This is a genomic window from Lysinibacillus sp. NPDC056232 (assembly GCF_042267565.1).
In the GTDB taxonomy this organism is placed as follows: Bacteria; Bacillota; Bacilli; order Bacillales_A; family Planococcaceae; genus Lysinibacillus.
Window position 1 is genome coordinate 1 of sequence record NZ_JBHJTF010000008.1, and the last position, 17,379, is coordinate 17,379.

Sequence of the window (17,379 nt, forward strand, 5' to 3'; positions counted from 1 at the left end):
GTACACAGGACATGGCAACACCATCTGTGGAGAGCTTTGTAACGCTTCTCTTAAGTACATAAGAACCCCACTGCTTTAGCTGTGGGAGTAGTCAGGTACTAATTTGTTGTATATTGGCATGTCTACTAACTCCTTTTATCATACGATTATTTTCCATATTTCTGCTGAATCGTTTGAATATGTTGTTTTTTGACTTTTTACCAAAAATCCAGCCACTATAGTTTTTTGATAAAGCTGTCTTGTTCAAACACTGATTTTTTTTAAAATCTACAACGGCTTAATGAAAATGAATAAACCTTTCGTTGCATAATTACATATGCAAGCACAAAAACCTCTTTACACCTTTTAAAGGTTAAAGAGGTTTTCTAGTTATTCAAATAATTTTACACTATAGTGTCTCACAGACTTAGGAAAAGATCTCACTTTAAACCCCGAGCTAAATGCATAGATACCAATATTTTTCGCTCTACAAAAATCACAATCACTATACTATTTTTGAGAAAAAGAAGTTAGCCTAAGCATTTTAAGTCATTTTTATGCTACAAGTGTATCAATATCGACCTTCTCTTTCGCAACTAAATGATTGGTTGCAAGGCTTACTACAATAGCTACTGCAAAGTTAATAATAACAGCAATCATTCCTGTACTGATGTCATTAATTACGTGTGGGATGTTCGGGAAAAAGTCAATTAGTTTATGTGATGTTATGGCACCATAAAATACGATTCCTACACCAATTAAAATTCCTGCCATTGTACCGATTTTGTTAAGAATGCGATTTTTATAGAAACTAAATAGGAGCGCCGGAACAAGTTGTGTTATTAAGCTGTATGACATAATGTTTAAGATTGCTAGTGCATCCCCTCCAGTAATCGTGAAGATGAATGCAACCAATATTATAGCAAACACAAACATTTTTGAAGCAAATAACTGCTGGCGATCTGTTGCCTTTGGTTTCACAAGCTTGTAAAATCCAGTCATTAATCCTATTGAAGCAGACATTAACATAACAGATGCAGGTACTAAAGCAGTTAATAAACCAGCAGCACCGACAACGCCTACTATCCAAGGATCAAATGTTTGAATCGTTAATCGAAGTAAAGATAAATCTCCTTCAGCCCCTTGTAATCCTGGAATCTCTACAATGGCTGCAAAACCAATGAAAAATGCAAATAAGAGTAATAGAGTGTATAAAGGTAAGGTAATGGCATTTTTCTTCAACGCTTTTGCACTCTTAGATGATAATAATACGGAAAAGGAGTTGGGTAATAAATAGAATCCGAACGCATTTAATATAATGGTTGAGACAAACCAAGAAATACTTAATCCAGAACTAGCGAGAGTTAAGCTTTCCGGTTTTATTTTTTCTACAGCTTCAAATAGAGGTTGTACGCCTCCAAAATAATGGTATGGAATATAAATCCCTAAAAATACAATGACTCCTAATATCATGATATCCTTCAATACAGCTGTCCAAGCAGAGCCATGGATACCTGAAATGGTAACATAAATTGTAATAATTACGGCACCAATAGTACTAGCCATGATTGGGCTAATCCCTCCATAGGAAGCCTCCGAAACAATAATACCTAACCCTTTTAATTGTATAACTATATATGGAATCAATGCGATAGCACCCAAAAATGATACAACTAATCCTAATATCGGACTTTTATAGTGGGAAGCAAAATATTCTGGTTGAGAAATAATATGGTGATCTTTAGAATAGTTCCAAATCTTAGGTGCAATCCAATACGATAAAACATATGCTAAACAAATATATGCAGGTACATAAAAAGCAGCGGCTCCATTCGAATAAGCCCAACCGCTACCACCGAGGAATGTAAAAGTAGTATAAACTTCTCCTGCAATTAGTAGGAAAATGAATAATGTACCAAAACCCTTATTACCAACAGCAAATTCATCGACATTCATTTTTTTCCCATGTGTTGCTCGAATACCAAGGAAAAGAGCAATCAATGCAAATGCAAAGATAATCAGTAAAGCAATATTCATTATTCATCTCCTCCTTGATTTTCAGGATCCAATTTATACACAATCGCTAACACTAATGACGATAAAATCATCCAGAGGATAATCCAGAACAGGAGAAACGGTAAGCCAAAGATATAAGGCTCTATTTTATTTGCAAAGGGCAAACATACGCACATTCCAATAAACGGTATCATCAATAACAGTTTAATGTTTTTCATATAAGCCTCCTTTGAATTTCCTTTTTATCGTACACAAAAAGAGTATAAACCTCAGTTTAACGAGAATAAGCCTGGAAATTTGGAATTCAAAACACGGATTCATAATGTATAAATGTCTTTTCTACGGATACGATCTTTATAAGTTGTTGCAGCCCCATTTTTACGATTTTCGTAAAGATCTTCAAGAGATAGTTCAGCTGTAACAACTGTACTTGATTTACTTGTGGTTTCTGCAATTACGCCATTTTTTGTCCAAGGTAAGTCAGCAGGGCCAATAATAGCGGTTGTCCCAAGTCCATTTTGAATGGGTCCTTGGATTTCGCCAATCGTAGGGCAATGAACGACATAGAGTTGGTTTTCAATACTTCGTGCATGAGCACAATGACGAACTCTCCAGAAACCATATTCAGAGAACGTATAGGAAGGGCAAAAGATAATATCGGCACCTTTTCGACTGTATATATGTGCAATTTCTGGAATCTCTATTTCATAGCAAATTGCAATACCAAATGTTACTGGTCCAATTTTGAAAACTTCTAATTCATTTCCCTCAATAGTGTTCCAACCAGATTCAGCAGGAAAAATATGTGTCTTCCTATGTTTTAATACATTGCCCTCTCCATCAAAGATATAGGTCGTATTATAATTTCCTTCATAGGCGGGCTCAATTGTTGAACCTGCAATAATAATCTGTTTTCTTTTCTTTGAAAGATTATTAAAAAATTCAAGGTAGTCATCTAAAAAGGAACCTAATTTCTCATTATCTTTTTCTGTGAATTGATTGTAATTGTTATAAGTTGTTAGTAAAGACATCGTAAATAACTCTGGTAAGAGCACATAATCACTTGTAAGTGGCACATCATTGAATGCATGTAAAATTCGGTCTTTAAAGGTAGAGAAATTATCAACTTTTTGCAATTCAAATTGACAGCTTGAAATTTTTATTGTCATAAGAGTCCCCCATCCTCATCAGTATGTTTTCGTTTTAGAGCGTTCGAAAAGAATATCGCCATCTAGTATTGTTAATTCGACTTGAATATCTTTTAATTCTTGTGGAAGGGCTTTCAAAATACTTCGATCAAGTACAATCATATCTGCTAATTTACCGGGTTCTAAACTACCCTTTATATCCTCGTCAAAACTTGCATATGCACCGTTATAGGTATATAGACGAATGGCTTCAAGAACATCTAATTTTTGTTTTCCGCCAAATGAAATTCCATTGGCAGTGAGTCGATTGACCGCTTCGTGAATTCCAATAAACGGATTGTAGGTTGTAACTGGTGAGTCTGACCCAGCAGCAGTAATAATTCCTTGGTCAATAAAGTCTCGCGCAGGGTACATAAAGTCCGTACGTTCACCGTAATTCGTTAAATAACTTTCACCAAATTCATACGGAAATGGTGGATTAGGTATTGGAATCATCTTTAACTCTTTCATTCGTTGCTGTAAATCGGGGCTTGAAATTCCAGCATGTTCAATGCGATGTCGATGATTTTCACGAGGATTTTCTTTTAAAGCGCGTTCTACAACGTTCAAATACGTTTCAATTGCTTGGTCACCTTGTGCATGTACAGTAATTTGATAGCCTAATTCATGTGCTTTACCAAGCACTTCATATATTTCATCCTCGGAGTAATATAAGATTCCATAGTCGTCGGGATTGCTTGTATAACCTTCACGGGTCGCAATAGTCGGACCTGTACTACTACCATCTGTGAACAATTTAGCAGGACCCACTTTAAAGAATTCATTTCCAGTTCCAGTTAACACCCCAGATTCCATCATATTTAATGTGAACTGTTTACAGTCATTTATACTAGCAATCATCGCATAGATACGAATTTTCAAATCTCCTTTTTGGGAGGCTAATTGTAACATTCGGTAATCTTCCTTTGTAAACGTTCCAGCTTCATGAACGCTTGTAATGCCAACTTTTAAGAAATGTTGCTGCGCGATTTGAATAGCTTGATAAACTTCTTCATTTGAAAAAGTCGCAAACCTACTAAATTGCATATAAGCATTTTCAATCAATCGTCCAGTTAGTTGACCTTTTGCATCTCTTTCAATAAAACCACCTTGGGGATCAGGTGTTGTTTCGTCAATTTCTGATAGACGTAAAGCAACTGAATTTACAATTCCGATGTGACCGCAAGTACGGGTAATGGCGATTGGGTGGTCTATCGTAATATTGTCCAATTCTTCAAGAGTAGGATATCGTTTTTCCTTAACAGTTTGTTCATTGAAACCCCAAGCACGAATCCACTGACCCTTTGGTGTAGTAGCAGCTTTATCTTTTAAAGCAGTCAAAATTGCATCTACGGAATCCAACCCGGGCTCTTTACAGCTGATACTGAGTTGAAAAGTACCATACATGACCAGATGTAAGTGAGCATCAATAATTCCTGGTAGAATTGACTTTCCTTCCAGGTCAATTACTTGTGTAGAGTCACCAATTAATTCTTTTATCTCCTCATTCGAACCAACTGCTACTATTTTGTTATCAGAAATCGCTAGAGCCTCTCGGATAGAATCTTGTCCATCTACAGTAATTACTTCCCCATTAAAAAAAGCAATGTTCGCTTGCATCTAAATCCCCCTCGTTGCATATTTTGAATAATCAGAAAAAAGAGACTATGTTCGTCTATTCATTTATTTTACTAAAAATAGATTGTCTTATATTTTTACAAAAAGTAAGTAATTTTACTTTTTTTTAGACAAAAGGTTAAAAGGGTTGTTATTAAATAACTATAAAAACCCTATTTGAAAAAAGATTAAGCTATATTTTCAATCACTTTTTCACCTTCATAGAAAAACACATTTATGCTGTTCCTTACCGAAGTTCAACATTTCTATAGATATAATCAATAATCAACCTCTAACTATTCTATTATTAGAGACTTTCTTCTTCTTCGATGGATTTAAAAATATGCATAAAATGATTCTTCACCACTAGGCTTCTAATAATTCCAAATTCATTTTTACAATTTGATCAATCTTTTATCAAAAATTCATCACGGAAATAAGATACACCTTACCTTAAAATAGTATATATGTACGATTATCATCAAATTCCTAATATTTCCCACTATAGATTTAACACTTAAGTATTGTTATTATTAGGAAGTATTTTTTTGAAAGGAGGTTTTCCAATGTACGATTCTTATTATTATAGTGATACTGATGCCTTTTTCGCCGGTTTTTTTCTCATCATTATGTTGATTTTTCTTGTAATAGGTATTATAGGCTATATTATTAGTTCACTTATTTATTATCAGGCATCTAAAGCAAATGGCTTTGATGATCTTGCCTATGTTGCTTGGATTCCTGTTATAAACGTTTATAGCCTTTTCCTATTAACTGCAAAGGGTGATGATGACGTAACAGTTCGTGCCGAAGCGAAAAAGAATGTTCTAATTTATGCTGGATTTTTACTGGTTGCATTTATTCCATTTATCGGTATACTTTCATCATTAGGTGTTTGTATTTATGTTTTGTATTTCACATATCGCCTCTTTTATCGTTGGTCTGGTGAGCCTGGGAGAGCAGTACTGTATATTATTTTATCGTTCATTACATTCGGACTTTTCTATTTTATCTACGGCTTAATGAAGATGAATAAACCTTTCGTTGCATAATTATATATGCAAAATAGAAACCACTTTACACCTTTTAAAGGGTAAAGTGGTTTTTTTACTTATTCACGTAATTTCACACTATAGTGTCTCATGGACTTAGGAATACCTTTTAATGCAAGCACCCCATTATAGACTAAAAATCTTATTCTACATTCTAAAAAGAAGACACTTGGAAGCTCGTCCATTAAAGGTAAGAGTTCCGCAATCACTGTTCCCGTCTTTATAAAATCTTTTGTTGCTTGTTCATTATGTAGCCTTTCTATCGTCACTATAATAAGTGAATCAAAATATTTTTCTGGTACCTCTTTTATTTCATTATTAATCCATAGGCGCAGAACATCGTTAGTTTGTGATAATGTTTCCCATTCATTTTGGAAAATAAGATGGTCTTGGATAGTTAATGGCTTTTTTTCTTTTATGTCCACAAATAGCTGCGCTAATTGCTGTGAATTTAGCTGACTTGTCGCACAATTAGTCTTACTATGTTCTGTTGTTTTAATAAGAAAAATCTCATTTGATTTATTTCGCAATAAATAGAGAAAAAAACGCAGCCCACATTGTTCATCGGCATTATTACCATACCAAATATAGATAGGAACATGATTTGAAATACCTTCTATTTCACGCAAAGTATTTGTAAACTTATTTTGATAAACATCTTCCTGTCCATCGTTAATATTTTCAAATAACCAATCATTGCGGAAGGCTTGACCTCTTTTCTCCTCTAACTTCCACAATGGTCCAATTGACAAACAATCAGGGAATCCAATCACATGTTTAGGTGGTGCAAGCGCAACCCTCACTGAACCGGCTGCAGATTCAGAGCTAACAATATGAACTGCCTGCGTTATTAATCGTTGGTCGACAGAACGGTGTTTATGAATACAGTCATTTATAATTTCTACCAAGTTGCTTATTTCATCGTACTTTAAATAGAATCCCCAACCCTCAATTGATTCACTTTCTTCATGATTGAATTTTTCAAATAAAGCCTGATGCTGTAATTCATACGCCTCCCATTCACTATAATCTATCAAATCCGATGGGTTCAGATAATTATGTGCTTTAATTTTATAGACAAAAACCGTATTTGACTCCATTAAAAAATAAATAAATGGATAGTTTACTTTCGATTTCATCACATTCAGCCCCTTTTTTGATAAATATTACTATATTACGATATACTGAACTATTCACTGAATTTCCGCTTATACGAAATACCTGTTATTCAATTATAAATACCTTTTACGATATTTTCCTTATCAATTACCACCGTATTTTAAAAAAAGAAGTTAGATAACAGAAAAAATATGCTATATTATAGTTAGAAAATTTCGAATTTCTAATTTTTAATACAAAGGGGTTTGATGATTGTGTATGAAAATATTTTAAGACATCCAGGACCTACACCAATTCCTAAAAAGGTTCAGCTTGCGATGAATCGCGATATTATTAGTCATCGAAGCAATGAATTTGTAGAGCTTTACCGTGAAACAATTGAATTAGTAAAACCTGTCTTCGGGACAAAACAGGATATTTTACTCCTTCCTTCAGGTGGTACGGCCGCTTTAGAATCTGCAGCGGTTAACACTGTTTCTGCTGGTGAAAATGTTGTTGTCATCACTGTTGGGGCGTTTGGAGATTATTTCGTTTCGATTTGTGAGAAATACGGTTTTCATGTACATAAGCTTGAAAAAGAATGGGGACAAGCTTGCACTGCTTTGGAGCTACGAGAATTCTTGCAACCGTTAAAAGATATTAAAGCTGTATTTATCACATACAATGAAACTTCGACGGGGATCTTAAACCCAATTGCTGAGTTAGCACAAGTTGTTCATGAGGAAACGGATGCATTATGTATTGTCGATGGTGTTAGTTGCATAGGTGGCGCTCCTGCCGAAATGGATACTTGGGGAATCGATATTCTTGTTACTGGATCTCAAAAAGCGATGATGCTACCTCCAGGGCTTTCCTTAGTTAGCGTAAGCGAAAGAGCTTGGAAAGTTATTGAGGAAAATAAAACACCATCCTATTATTTAAACTTATTGAGCTATCGTGGCTGGGCAGAAAAAGGGATGACCCCAAATACGCCTACTGTCACACTAATATATGGACTCCATGAGGTATGTAAGCTCATAGAGGCAGAAGGGGGCATTGAACATACAATTGCCCGCCATGAACTAATGAAAAACATGGTTCGTCATGCCATGAACGCCCTTAATATTGAACTTCTCACTACTGATGAGCATGCTTCTCCGACCATTACAGCGATAATGGCACCAAAAGGGATTGCACTCAGTGACTTCTTGTCACATATAAAACAGCAATATCATTTAGATTTCGCTGGAGGACTCGGTCATTTGCAGGGTAAAATTTTTAGATTCGGTCATATGGGCTACTGTTTCCCAAGCGATATTTTACAGGCAATTTCGTTAATGGAAGCCGCACTTCAAGACTTTGAATATGACTTTGAACCAGGTGCAGGTGTGCGGGCAGCGCAAGAAGTATTTTTAACCGCTCAGCGAAAACAATTGCAACGATAAAGCTTTGACGAAAAAACCTCTAAATCTTTGTATGATTTAGAGGTTTGATTATTATTTTTACAGGTTGAGAAATTCTCTCGCATTTGTCCGACATCATAACGAAGTGATTGATTTCCGTTCCTACTTTTACACATAATTTCTGGCACGTCATGATTGACTGAATAATCTTTTACAGCCAGAATTATGAATTGAGTGCATTTTCAAAAGCTAAAAGTGTTATACTAATAAGCATGTTATAAATTGAGGAGTTAGACAGTATGAAATATTTTAAACCACAGATGCAGCAACTTGTGAAAGAAAACCGTGAATTACATGATCGCCTAAAAGAGTTAATGTCCGAAATGGATTTGCAAAAAAATTACGCTTTAAAAGCTCTATATCACGCTGAAGTAGCGGACGGTGGACGCTATCAGCAAGATTATCAAGCGTTGGACTATTTATATAAATAACGCTAAATGAGCAAAAACACATCTAATAATTACCATTAAACAAAATAAAAAGACAGAATCCACTCTTTTGGTTAAAATGAAAGCTCTCACACAACCATCCACGAAAGGAGCGTTTCTGTCTGATGAATAGATTGGGTTTCTTGATTGGCAATTGCCGTTTTACTTTCCCAAGCCTTTTTCACAACATTTGTAAGAGCCAAATACTATACAGCTTCTAATGAATAGATATTTGAAATAAAAACACGATGTGATGTTTTGCATAAATTTGCGATCAAATTTTTAAAAGTAAAAAACGCAAGAATGTTGTTGATTCCGATAGCATTCTTGCGTTTTCTCATTAACTAACTACCTTAATCATTAATTCTTGCTACTTGCACTGCCTTTGCCATGTATTCCTCACGCATTTCCACCGGCACCATACTTCCACCTGTTGCCCATACAAGATGGGTAGCTTGCTCCATCTTATCAATTAAATCATGCTTTTCTAAATAACTTTGTCCATTTTTCATTAACTGAATTGGTCCGAACATCCCAGCATTTGCAGATGGCTCTAAAAATAATTCTTCAACTTCCATAGCTATTGCAAGCGATTTAAATAATTCCTCATCTTTCACTGTGTAACAGCCACTAATATATGTTTCCATCACTTTACCTACAAACTTTGACGCACGCCCAACAGCAAGGCCATCTGCTTCCGTTTTATTATCAAGACCAATGTCCTCTACACTGATGGCGTCATGTAAACCTGTCATTAAGCCAATTGTCATACAAGGAGATGCTATGGGCTCAGCGAAGAAGAGATGGGCATGTTCTCCAAAAATTTCACGTATACCGTATGCAACGCCACCTGGTCCACCACCTACACCACACGGCAAATACACGAACAATGGATGGGCTGCATCCACAGTAATATTCGTCTTTTCAAACTGTGATTTTAAACGCTTCGCCGCCACTGCATAGCCAGCAAATAAGTCCTTCGAATTCTCGTCATCAATGAAATGGCACATAGGGTCTAGTTCAGCTTCTCGTCGCCCTTGTTCTACAGCAACGCTATAATCAGCTTCATATTCAATAACTGTCGCACCTTTTTCACGCAGCAAGGCTTTTTTCCACTCTTTTGCATCACTCGACATATGTACAACGACATTAAAGCCGAGTTTTTTGCCCATAATGCCGATACTTAATCCTAAATTACCTGTAGAACCTACGGCAATTGTGTATTGTTGGAAGAATGATTGAAAATCCTCTGTTGCCAACCGTGCATAATTGTCCTCTTTTGTTAGTTTGCCACTAGCGATCGCAAGCCGCTCTGCATGCCTTAGTACTTCAAAAATACCGCCACGAGCTTTAATAGAGCCTGAAATTGGCAAGGCATGATCGCATTTTAAGATCAATTGACCTGGTATTAAAACATCAAATTCCTTTTCAAGAGCTTTCTTTATCAAAGATATATCTTGTATAGATGATTCAATAAGTCCTTTACTTTCCAAAAGCTCAGGAAATGCTAAAGTCAAATAGGAAGAAAAGCGTTTTAGTGTTTCTTCTGCCTCCTCAACCTCTTCCATTGAAAAAAGATTGGTTTCACCCCTTTTTTTTCGATTTGTATTTTCCCAAAGCACAGTATCATGATTTGCTAGCTCTTCTAATCTCGGAAATCGATTAAATAGTTCGTGTTTTAGTTCACCTTTCACCTTTAGATTCCTCCATTTTTTTGTGCTAAAATCGCTCGTTCACAAATTTGTCGAAATTTCAATTCGAACGAAATATTGTTTTCTTGTGTTCGTTTTTTTGGTCCTCTCGTACGTCCACCAGCACGCCTAATTTTTTGTCCAACATGGCGCATATCGAGCAAACGTTCGATGTTTTCATTGGACATCTCTCGTCCATTTTGATCGATGGGATAACCTCCTCTTGCCAAAACCATAGCTGCTAACCCGTAATCCTGTGTAATGACAATATCATGCTTTGAAAGCGCATTCACTAGCGTAAAATCAACCGAATCTGGACCTTTAGGAACAATAATTGTTATTACATTATCACGTTCAACACGGTGGGATGTATCGCAAAATAAGATTGTTTCAATCTCAAACTCAGATGATATAGATAGTGCTAAATCCACGACTGGACAAGCATCAGCATCAATTAAAACTTTCACAATAAAGCATCATTCCTTTCTCATAATTAGATAGATCAATCACGCAATTGTTATTTCAATATAATAAATCCCCAACTCCATTTGTTAAATTTTTCACAAACTTAAGATTGTTAAAAAAAGTATTTTATTGAATAGTGCGAAAAATAGATATACGATACAAATATCAAATATCTGGAGGTTTTTTACTATGACAACTACAACTGTAAGCAACGAACAATTAGCAAAAGAATACGTTGATGGTGTATTCGAGCAACTAAAACAACAAAACAGTTATCAAGCGGAGTTCTTACAAGCAGCTGAAGAAATTTTCATTTCATTAGTGCCTGTATTTGCACAACACCCTGAATATATTAAAGCCAATATCTTATCTCGTATCGTTGAGCCAGATCGTATCATTTCCTTCCGTGTAGCTTGGCAAGATGATAACAATCAAGTTCAAGTAAACCGTGGTTACCGTGTGCAATACAGCAACGTAATGGGGCCATACAAAGGCGGTCTTCGCTTCCACCCTTCCGTAAATGAATCAATTATCAAATTCTTAGGCTTTGAACAAATCTTTAAAAATGCTTTAACTGGCCAACCAATCGGTGGTGGTAAAGGTGGTTCAAACTTCGATCCTAAAGGTAAATCAGATTCAGAAATCATGCGTTTCTGTCAAGCATTCATGACTGAATTATACCGCCATATTGGTCCAGATGTCGATGTTCCAGCAGGTGATATCGGTGTTGGAGCTCGTGAAGTAGGCTATTTATGGGGCCAATATAAGCGTTTAACAAAAGCAAACGAATCTGGTGTATTAACTGGTAAAACTCCTGGCTATGGTGGTTCTTTAGCCCGTAAAGAGGCAACTGGTTATGGTACTGTTTATTTTGTAAATGAAATGCTAAAAGATGCCAACGATTCATTCGAGGGTAAAACAGTTGTAGTTTCTGGTTCTGGTAACGTTTCAACATATGCAATTGAAAAAGCACAAGCCTATGGTGCAAAAGTTGTTGCTTGTTCAGACTCTTCAGGCTATATTTACGATCCAGAAGGTTTAGACCTTGATGCCATTAAAGAAATTAAAGAAGTAAAAGGCGATCGTATCTCCACTTACTTAAACTATCGTCCAAATGCTACATTTACAGAAGGTTGCACGGGTATTTGGACTATCCCTTGTGACATCGCGCTTCCTTGTGCTACTCAAAATGAAATTAATGGCGGTTCAGCCCGTACTTTAATTGAAAACGGCGTAAAAGCTATTGGTGAAGGCGCAAACATGCCATCAGATCTTGAAGCAATTAACGAATTCTTAAATGCGGGCGTATTATTCGGTCCTGCTAAAGCGGCTAATGCCGGTGGTGTTGCTGTATCTGCTCTTGAAATGGCGCAAGATTCTAGTCGCGTATTCTGGTCATTTGAAAAAGTAGATGCTAAATTACACGAAATTATGAAAAATATTTACGCAGCTAGTAAAGCGGCTGCTGAAAAATATGGTTACCCTGGGAACCTTGTAGTTGGCGCGAACATCGCTGGCTTCGTAAAAGTTGCTGATGGTATGCTAGCTGAAGGCGTATATTAACAACTTTAATTCATCCTAAGATGATAACGAATATTCGTTATCATCTTATTTTTTAATAAAAAAAGAGTTAAAACACACATAAAAATTACATTAAAACGAACAATTTTACTATTAAACAATTAAAACATTCGTGTTATAATAATGAAGTACTACGACATATTGGAGGGTTTTTTGTGGAATTATTGTATACAGGTAAAACGAAAAATGTGTTCAAGTTAGAAGATGGTCATTACTTATTAAAATTTAAAGATGATGTAACTGGTGAAAACGGTGTATTCGACCCAGGCGCTAACACTGTTGGATTAACAATCGACGGTGCTGGTTTGGCTGGTCTTCGCTTAACTTCTTATTTCTACTCAAAACTAAACGAACAAGGTGTTCCTACTCACTATGTTGATGCAAACTTCAACGATGCAACAATGACGGTAAAACCTGCAACTGTTTTCGGTAAAGGTTTAGAGGTCATTTGCCGCTTCAAGGCAGTAGGATCTTTCCTACGTCGCTATGGTGCTTACGTGAAAGAAGGACAAGACTTAGATTCTTTCGTAGAAGTTACCATCAAAGATGATGATCGACTAGATCCTCCTATTTCTGAAGATGCTTTAGCAATGTTAGACCTGTTAACACACGAAGAATATGCAATTTTAAAACAACGTACAATTGAAATTGCTAAATTTGTTGCTGTAGAACTTGCCAAAAAAGGGTTAACCCTTTACGATATTAAATTAGAATTTGGCCGAGATGCTCAAACCAATGAAATTTTATTAATAGATGAAATTTCAGGTGGTAATATGCGCGCTTACAAAGGCGAACAATACATAGAACCATTAGAGCTTGAAAAAATTATGTTAGCTGAATAAAAAAATCCTTTCTATTAATATGCTATGTCTGACTAGATACGAGTAATCAAAAGAGTCGCTTTCTTGCGGCTCTTTTTGTTAATAAAATGATTTTTTCTTTTGAAACTTTTCATTGGGTCATTCCGTATACTAATTATACGCATAAATTTATACTATTATTTTGGAGGTAATTTGATGGATAACTTTAATGAAACATCACAGGAAAGGCCAAAGGTTAATCCATTTTTGTCTATTTGGTTGCATCCAAAGCAAACAACCCGTTACATGATAGAAGAAAAATCAATAGGTTTTGCGATTCTTCTCATGTCAATTGGTTATCTAGGTGTTACACTTTCAGACCTTATCGATAGTACATTTTTGTCAGACTGGTCTCCTTGGTTTATCGTGATTTTTTGTGTTATTGCAGCACCGATTTCAGGGATAATTGCTACGGCTTTTTCTGCACTAATCGCTTGGCTGTTCGGTAAACTTTTTAAAGGAACAGGTACGTACTCACACTTATTCAAAGGGCTAAGTTTAACTGCTATCCCATTTACAGTACTTATTCCTTTTTATTTAATTTGGTTATTTACATCACCTGAGTCTTTAATGAATCCTGACTTTGCTGGACCTTACCCATGGTTTTTTTGGCTAGCAATTTTATTAACCATTGTGGTTGTAATTTGGTCCATCGTTATTACAGTAGGAATTGTTGCAGAAGCACATCAAATACCAAATTGGATGGCCTTCTTAACACTCTTAATTCCAACCATTATTCTCATTGTGCTATTCATTATTCTTATAATTGTTCTCTTTTTGATTTTCGGCATTTTTTTCGGAATGATGTAAAAAAATCTCCCCTCTCTATTGAGAGTGGGAGATTTTTTAGGTTCACCTGTATAAGTTTAGTAGAGTATTAATGTTACACTGAAAGCACTGTATTTTGTTGGAATAGCTCCGACACGCCTGACTCAACAGCTGCACCACTTACAGCTTGCGAAACAATTTCAACAACCCGCTCATCTAATGATTTCGGCACAATATATTCCTCGGTTAATTCCTCATCACTTACAAGAGCGGCTATCGCTTCCACTGCGGCTATCTTCATCGCCTCATTAATATCTGTTGCTCGAACATCCAATGCCCCACGGAAAATACCAGGGAAAGCAAGCACATTGTTAATTTGGTTTGGATAATCGGAGCGCCCTGTCCCCATAATACGTACACCCCATGCTTTGGCATTTTCATACGTAATTTCAGGATTTGGATTTGCTAGTGCAAACACGACTGGATCTTCATTCATTGAAGCAATATGTGCTTCTGTTAATAAATTGGCCACCGATACGCCGATAAAGACGTCAGCACCTTTAATGGCATCCTCCAATGTTCCATGTAATTTTTCTGGATTTGTTAAATGGGCCACCGTTTCTTTAATTGGATTCATACCTTCAGCGCGCCCTTCATAAATGATGCCTTTTGTATCGCACATATAAATATTTTTATAGCCCATTTGCACAAGAATACGCAAAATAGCAATACCGGCTGCTCCTGCACCATTAATTACGACCTTCATTGTTGCCACGTCTTTCTTCACAATACGATTGGCATTAATCATCCCTGCACCTACTACAATCGCCGTTCCATGCTGATCATCATGGAACACAGGAATATCACATTCTTGGCGCAGACGATCTTCAATTTCAAAGCATCTTGGCGCTGAAATATCTTCTAAATTTACAGCACCAAAAGTGGGAGCAAGCGCCTTCACAATGCTGACGATTTCATCCGTACTCTTCGTATCTAAGCAAATAGGAAAAGCATCAACATTGGCAAAACGCTTTAATAAAATAGCCTTCCCCTCCATTACTGGTAATGCTGCCTTCGGACCAATATCCCCTAACCCTAATACCGCCGTACCATCTGAAACAATCGCTACCATATTCCCTTTCATTGTATAGTCGTAAACCAGTGATGGATTTCTTTCAATCTCTATACAAGGCGCAGCTACCCCTGGCGAATACGCAAGACTTAAATCATAGGAATCTTGCACAGGTACTTTAGAAATCACCTCTAATTTCCCGCTATAATACTCGTGCATGTCTAAAGCCTTTTTCATAATATCCATTCAATCCCATCCTTTTCTTTTGAATTATTATATATTCCAGAATCATAATACTTTGTGAAAGTAAAGTCAACGAATTTTCTGTCAATTTTATTTTCCCTTCGAAATAACGCCGTTTATTATCGTATACATCACTTTTACTTCTTGTTATTAGCTTCACAATCAATTTTTTTAATATAATTTTTACATCTATTAGTCTTTCAATAAATGTACAATTACCGGCATTAAACCTGTTCAGCTTTTCACATAGTATTTTTCTTATGTAAATGAGAAATTTTTCACAAACTATTGTAAGCGCATCCATTACTCCATCTGAATCCGTCACATTTTCTCCACATTTTTTCACAAAGTTTTTTATTATATTACCTAAAGTATTCTTTTTTCTCTACTTCCCTTGATTTCTTAGCAGTGCTACGTTAATCAACAAAAAAAAGCCCTTATTTCAAGGACTCTTGTGTAAATTGGTTTATAAAAGCAGTGATAATATGCTTGGAGGACCACTGTTCCCCTGATACTTTTGTAATCGGGTAATCTCGAGAAAAGATTGATTTTGTTATTTCTTCTGCTGAATAACCTTTATCAAATAATTGCCTTATATTCCCCTCCATCTCTTCTAAATAAGCAATTTTTTCTTGTATTTTCGCTCGACCATCTGCAATTAAGCCTGCATGACAGCAATACACTTCCTCGAAATCATAGTTTACTATTTTTTTCAAAGACGCCAAGGTATGTACGATATTTTCTTCATCAAGGACAACCTTAGTTTTCGTCTGTATATACAAATCACCTGTAAACATAGCACCTGTTTCTCGATTATAAAATGATACATGATCTGTCGTATGCCCTGGTGTTTCGATAATGTCCCATGTAGCTGATTTCGTTTGCAATGTATCGCCAAATGGTTGAGCAATAAACGCCGGTCGCTCACCCCATAATGCCTGGCGATAGAAAGGATACTCTCCATCCTGTGCACAAAGGCTCACCGAATCACGATGAACATAAATAGGTACACCCTTATGCTGCTGAATCCATGCTGCATTTCCTGAATGATCCTCATGAGAATGAGTGAGCGCCAATTGTTCAATCGGTAATTCGTTAAAAAAGGATTGGAACTCCTGCGAAAGTGAGTATGAACCTGTATCAATTAATAACCCATCCACAAAAAAGCTATAAACACTCATGCCAATACCCTGAACTGCCACTTTCCCGTGAGCGCATTGCACATCACGATTCTGTTGAATTTCTATACTTTTCTCTCGTTTAAACATACTTTCCCCCCTTTGTAAAAAGAGTGTATCATAAAATGAATATTCAGTCATTTTGTGGATACATCACAACTCGGATCGTTGATATAATATCCTTTGTCAAATGATGAAATGGAAAATAAATGTAAATTGAAGATTACTATTAAAATAGCTCCTACTATTAATAGAGAGACCATTGCATCGTATTCTATATTCATTAGAAAAGTCCAGCTTGTTGTAAAAGAGAGCACAATCCACATATATTGTTTCATAATTCTTCGCTCTGGCGGATTTTGGTGGGGCTATCCACGACTTTGGCTTCTCTATCCGTCACCTTGGCTCTGCTTTCTGTCGCTTCGACTATTCTTTCCGTCGCCCTGACCATTCTTTCCGTCGCTTCTGCCACTCTATCCGTCACTTCAACCACCTTCCGTCGTTCTGACTATTCTTTCCGTCGCTTCGACTGCTCTATCCGTCGCTCTGACCATACTTTCCGTCGCTTCAACCACCTTCCGTCGTTCTGACGATTCTTTCCGTCGCTTCAACCACCTTCCGTCGTTCTGACGATTCTTTCCGTCGCTTTGACTGCTCTATCCGTCGCCCTGACCATTCTTT

General features: G+C 36.4%; 17 protein-coding genes. 6 read left to right on the top strand and 11 right to left on the bottom strand.

Features of this window, described 5'->3' with window-relative positions:
• Positions 1–534: 534 nt before the first annotated feature.
• From ACFCYJ_RS08305 to ACFCYJ_RS08320, 4 genes are all read right to left on the bottom strand, one after another.
• Positions 535–2,016, bottom strand: coding sequence for a sodium:solute symporter family protein (locus ACFCYJ_RS08305; protein WP_376073218.1), 1,482 nt, complete (start codon positions 2,014–2,016; stop codon positions 535–537).
• Positions 2,016–2,213: a DUF3311 domain-containing protein gene (locus ACFCYJ_RS08310; RefSeq protein ID WP_376073220.1), complete on the bottom strand. Its 198-nt coding sequence runs from the start codon at positions 2,211–2,213 to the stop codon at positions 2,016–2,018. The genes ACFCYJ_RS08305 and ACFCYJ_RS08310 overlap by 1 nt, the downstream gene beginning before the upstream one ends.
• A gap of 99 nt (positions 2,214–2,312) precedes the next feature.
• Positions 2,313–3,164, bottom strand: a complete 852-nt coding sequence (locus ACFCYJ_RS08315) for a nitrilase-related carbon-nitrogen hydrolase (RefSeq protein ID WP_376073222.1) — start codon at positions 3,162–3,164, stop codon at positions 2,313–2,315.
• An 18-nt stretch (positions 3,165–3,182) separates the two neighbouring features.
• Positions 3,183–4,802 carry an amidohydrolase gene (locus ACFCYJ_RS08320; protein ID WP_376073225.1) on the bottom strand — a complete coding sequence of 540 codons (1,620 nt, stop codon included), beginning with the start codon at positions 4,800–4,802 and terminating at the stop codon, positions 3,183–3,185.
• Positions 4,803–5,365: 563 nt separating this feature from the next.
• Here ACFCYJ_RS08320 and ACFCYJ_RS08325 point away from each other — a divergent pair.
• Positions 5,366–5,851 carry a hypothetical protein gene (locus tag ACFCYJ_RS08325; RefSeq protein ID WP_376073228.1) on the top strand — a complete coding sequence of 162 codons (486 nt, stop codon included), beginning with the start codon at positions 5,366–5,368 and terminating at the stop codon, positions 5,849–5,851.
• 59 nt (positions 5,852–5,910) lie between these two features.
• Here ACFCYJ_RS08325 and ACFCYJ_RS08330 read toward each other — a convergent pair whose 3' ends face one another.
• Entirely contained in the window at positions 5,911–6,990 is a 1,080-nt protein-coding gene (locus ACFCYJ_RS08330; RefSeq protein ID WP_376073231.1) for a DUF1835 domain-containing protein, read from the bottom strand.
• Positions 6,991–7,224: 234 nt separating this feature from the next.
• On the opposite strand from ACFCYJ_RS08330, the gene ACFCYJ_RS08335 reads away from it, so the two are divergent.
• The gene (locus ACFCYJ_RS08335) at positions 7,225–8,394 is read left to right on the top strand and encodes a pyridoxal-phosphate-dependent aminotransferase family protein (RefSeq protein WP_376073234.1); all 1,170 of its coding nucleotides are present in this window, start codon (positions 7,225–7,227) and stop codon (positions 8,392–8,394) included.
• Between the two features lie 257 nt (positions 8,395–8,651).
• On the top strand, positions 8,652–8,843 hold the full coding sequence (locus tag ACFCYJ_RS08340) for a hypothetical protein (protein ID WP_049666523.1): 192 nt from the start codon (positions 8,652–8,654) through the stop codon (positions 8,841–8,843).
• A gap of 350 nt (positions 8,844–9,193) precedes the next feature.
• Here the strand turns inward: ACFCYJ_RS08340 and ACFCYJ_RS08345 are convergent, their stop codons facing one another.
• Together ACFCYJ_RS08345 and ACFCYJ_RS08350 are read right to left on the bottom strand one after the other, a co-directional pair.
• Complete coding sequence (locus tag ACFCYJ_RS08345) at positions 9,194–10,534, bottom strand: D-serine ammonia-lyase (protein ID WP_376073237.1); 1,341 nt, start codon at positions 10,532–10,534, stop codon at positions 9,194–9,196.
• A gap of 2 nt (positions 10,535–10,536) precedes the next feature.
• On the bottom strand, positions 10,537–10,998 hold the full coding sequence (locus tag ACFCYJ_RS08350; protein ID WP_323646551.1) for a YaiI/YqxD family protein: 462 nt from the start codon (positions 10,996–10,998) through the stop codon (positions 10,537–10,539).
• A 187-nt stretch (positions 10,999–11,185) separates the two neighbouring features.
• On the opposite strand from ACFCYJ_RS08350, the gene gdhA reads away from it, so the two are divergent.
• The 3 genes from gdhA (at position 11,186) to ACFCYJ_RS08365 (ending at position 14,247) form a co-directional block, all read left to right on the top strand.
• The gene (gene gdhA / locus ACFCYJ_RS08355; RefSeq protein ID WP_376073240.1) at positions 11,186–12,559 is read left to right on the top strand and encodes an NADP-specific glutamate dehydrogenase; all 1,374 of its coding nucleotides are present in this window, start codon (positions 11,186–11,188) and stop codon (positions 12,557–12,559) included.
• Positions 12,560–12,732: 173 nt separating this feature from the next.
• Positions 12,733–13,419: a phosphoribosylaminoimidazolesuccinocarboxamide synthase gene (locus ACFCYJ_RS08360; RefSeq protein ID WP_376073243.1), complete on the top strand. Its 687-nt coding sequence runs from the start codon at positions 12,733–12,735 to the stop codon at positions 13,417–13,419.
• A gap of 174 nt (positions 13,420–13,593) precedes the next feature.
• A complete protein-coding gene (locus ACFCYJ_RS08365; RefSeq protein WP_376073246.1) occupies positions 13,594–14,247 on the top strand; it encodes a YIP1 family protein in 654 nt (217 codons plus the stop codon).
• Positions 14,248–14,320: 73 nt separating this feature from the next.
• Here the strand turns inward: ACFCYJ_RS08365 and ACFCYJ_RS08370 are convergent, their stop codons facing one another.
• From ACFCYJ_RS08370 to ACFCYJ_RS08385, 4 genes are all read right to left on the bottom strand, one after another.
• Complete coding sequence (locus ACFCYJ_RS08370) at positions 14,321–15,523, bottom strand: NAD(P)-dependent malic enzyme (RefSeq protein ID WP_376073249.1); 1,203 nt, start codon at positions 15,521–15,523, stop codon at positions 14,321–14,323.
• Positions 15,480–15,845: a hypothetical protein gene (locus ACFCYJ_RS08375; protein ID WP_376073251.1), complete on the bottom strand. Its 366-nt coding sequence runs from the start codon at positions 15,843–15,845 to the stop codon at positions 15,480–15,482. The genes ACFCYJ_RS08370 and ACFCYJ_RS08375 overlap by 44 nt, the downstream gene beginning before the upstream one ends.
• Before the next feature lie 112 nt (positions 15,846–15,957).
• Positions 15,958–16,788 carry an MBL fold metallo-hydrolase gene (locus tag ACFCYJ_RS08380; RefSeq protein WP_376073254.1) on the bottom strand — a complete coding sequence of 277 codons (831 nt, stop codon included), beginning with the start codon at positions 16,786–16,788 and terminating at the stop codon, positions 15,958–15,960.
• A gap of 244 nt (positions 16,789–17,032) precedes the next feature.
• A complete protein-coding gene (locus ACFCYJ_RS08385) occupies positions 17,033–17,182 on the bottom strand; it encodes a hypothetical protein (RefSeq protein ID WP_376073257.1) in 150 nt (49 codons plus the stop codon).
• Positions 17,183–17,379: the final 197 nt, after the last annotated feature.

Bases quoted from the DNA above. Each gene is read 5' to 3' on its own strand.
- ACFCYJ_RS08380 (WP_376073254.1), bottom strand. From the start codon at position 16,788: ATGTTTAAACGAGAGAAAAGTATAGAAATTCAACAGAATCGTGATGTG.
- ACFCYJ_RS08365 (WP_376073246.1), top strand. From the start codon at position 13,594: ATGGATAACTTTAATGAAACATCACAGGAAAGGCCAAAGGTTAATCCA.
- ACFCYJ_RS08370 (WP_376073249.1), bottom strand. From the start codon at position 15,523: ATGGATATTATGAAAAAGGCTTTAGACATGCACGAGTATTATAGCGGG.
- ACFCYJ_RS08325 (WP_376073228.1), top strand. From the start codon at position 5,366: ATGTACGATTCTTATTATTATAGTGATACTGATGCCTTTTTCGCCGGT.
- ACFCYJ_RS08305 (WP_376073218.1), bottom strand. From the start codon at position 2,016: ATGAATATTGCTTTACTGATTATCTTTGCATTTGCATTGATTGCTCTT.
- ACFCYJ_RS08340 (WP_049666523.1), top strand. From the start codon at position 8,652: ATGAAATATTTTAAACCACAGATGCAGCAACTTGTGAAAGAAAACCGT.
- ACFCYJ_RS08320 (WP_376073225.1), bottom strand. From the start codon at position 4,802: ATGCAAGCGAACATTGCTTTTTTTAATGGGGAAGTAATTACTGTAGAT.
- ACFCYJ_RS08330 (WP_376073231.1), bottom strand. From the start codon at position 6,990: ATGAAATCGAAAGTAAACTATCCATTTATTTATTTTTTAATGGAGTCA.
- ACFCYJ_RS08315 (WP_376073222.1), bottom strand. From the start codon at position 3,164: ATGACAATAAAAATTTCAAGCTGTCAATTTGAATTGCAAAAAGTTGAT.
- gdhA (WP_376073240.1), top strand. From the start codon at position 11,186: ATGACAACTACAACTGTAAGCAACGAACAATTAGCAAAAGAATACGTT.
- ACFCYJ_RS08310 (WP_376073220.1), bottom strand. From the start codon at position 2,213: ATGAAAAACATTAAACTGTTATTGATGATACCGTTTATTGGAATGTGC.